Source organism: Neisseria sp. P0021.S007 (assembly GCF_051956855.1).
Genome location: NZ_JBQCXA010000100.1, coordinates 1 through 1,225, shown reverse-complemented (window position 1 = coordinate 1,225; position 1,225 = coordinate 1). Strand labels below are relative to the sequence as shown.

Here is a 1,225-nt window from a genome sequence, read left to right as displayed (position 1 = left end):
GGCTGACAGTCTCCAAGATTACAAGAAAACCCTTCAAGCTGCGGAGCAAGGAAATGCTAAAGCCCAATTTAGTTTGGGTAAGATGTATTACAAAGGTGAAGGAGTCCGTCAAGACTATGCACAGGCAGTGCAGTGGTATCGTAGGGCTGCAGAACAAGGGGATGCCAAAGCCCAATATAATTTGGGTGTGGCGTATGACAATGGGCAAGGAGTCCGTCAAGACGATGCACAGGCAGCGCAGTGGTATCGCAAGGCTGCGGAACACGGGGTTGCAGAAGCTCAATTTAATTTGGGTGTGATGTATGCCAAAGGGCAAGGCGTCCGTCAAGACTATGTACAGGCGGTGCAGTGGTATCGTAGTGCTGCAGAACAAGGGTATGCTGCAGCCCAATATAATTTGGGTCTGATGTATGTCAATGGGAGAGGAGTCCGTCAAGACTATACACAGGCAGTGCAGTGGTATCGTAGGGCTGCAGAACAAGGATATGCCAATGCCCAAAATAATTTGGGTTCGGCGTATGCCGATGGGCGAGGAGTCCGTCAAGACTATACACAGGCAGTGCAGTGGTATCGTAGGGCTGCAGAACAAGGGTATGCCGATGCCCAATTCAATTTGGGCAATATGTATTACAAAGGGCACGGCGTGCGCCAAGACAGCGCCCTTGCCCAAGAATGGTACGGTAAGGCTTGCGACAACGGAGACCAAAAAGGCTGCGACAATTACCGCCGTTTGAAGCTGGGTTATTGATCGGCTGTAAAATGCCGTCTGAAAAATAAATCTTCGGAAAAGGAAAAAACTATGAAACAAAAATTGATTTTATTTGCACTGCTGCTGGTCAGTCCGTTTGCCTTTGCTGCGCCGAGCGTGTTTGGTATGGAAATCGGCAAAACGACCGAAGCGGAAGCGGGTAGGATGTACCGTCTTAGTAAAGAACAGCTCAATCCGTATTCGGGTGGCTACCAATATTCGGTTAACCCGAAAGCCATCGATTTTAGCGGCTTGGAGCAGGTAACGCTGATTTTCGACGAGAAAAAGGTGTTGGTTTATGTGCAGGCTGTTTTCCCAAAATACAAATTCGAAGAGCTGATGAAGATGCTCGGGAGCAAATACAAGCCGGTCAGCAGACAGATTCCGTTTGTTGGTGACAAAATAGCGGTATTCCACGACGGCGGTACGCGGATTACACTGGAAGGTCCGCATATGAGTTTCAATACTACGCTGACT

General features: G+C 48.8%; 2 protein-coding genes. Both read left to right on the top strand.

Translation table 11 applies throughout. The annotated features are described in order from the left end of the window. Nucleotides 1-748 (top strand): tetratricopeptide repeat protein (locus ACTHUR_RS11435; RefSeq protein ID WP_440398649.1); only part of this gene is annotated, 748 nt, incomplete at its 5' end. 51 nt (nt 749-799) lie between these two features. After that, the coding region (locus tag ACTHUR_RS11430) for a hypothetical protein (protein ID WP_440398648.1) at nt 800-1,225 on the top strand (426 nt) is incomplete at its 3' end.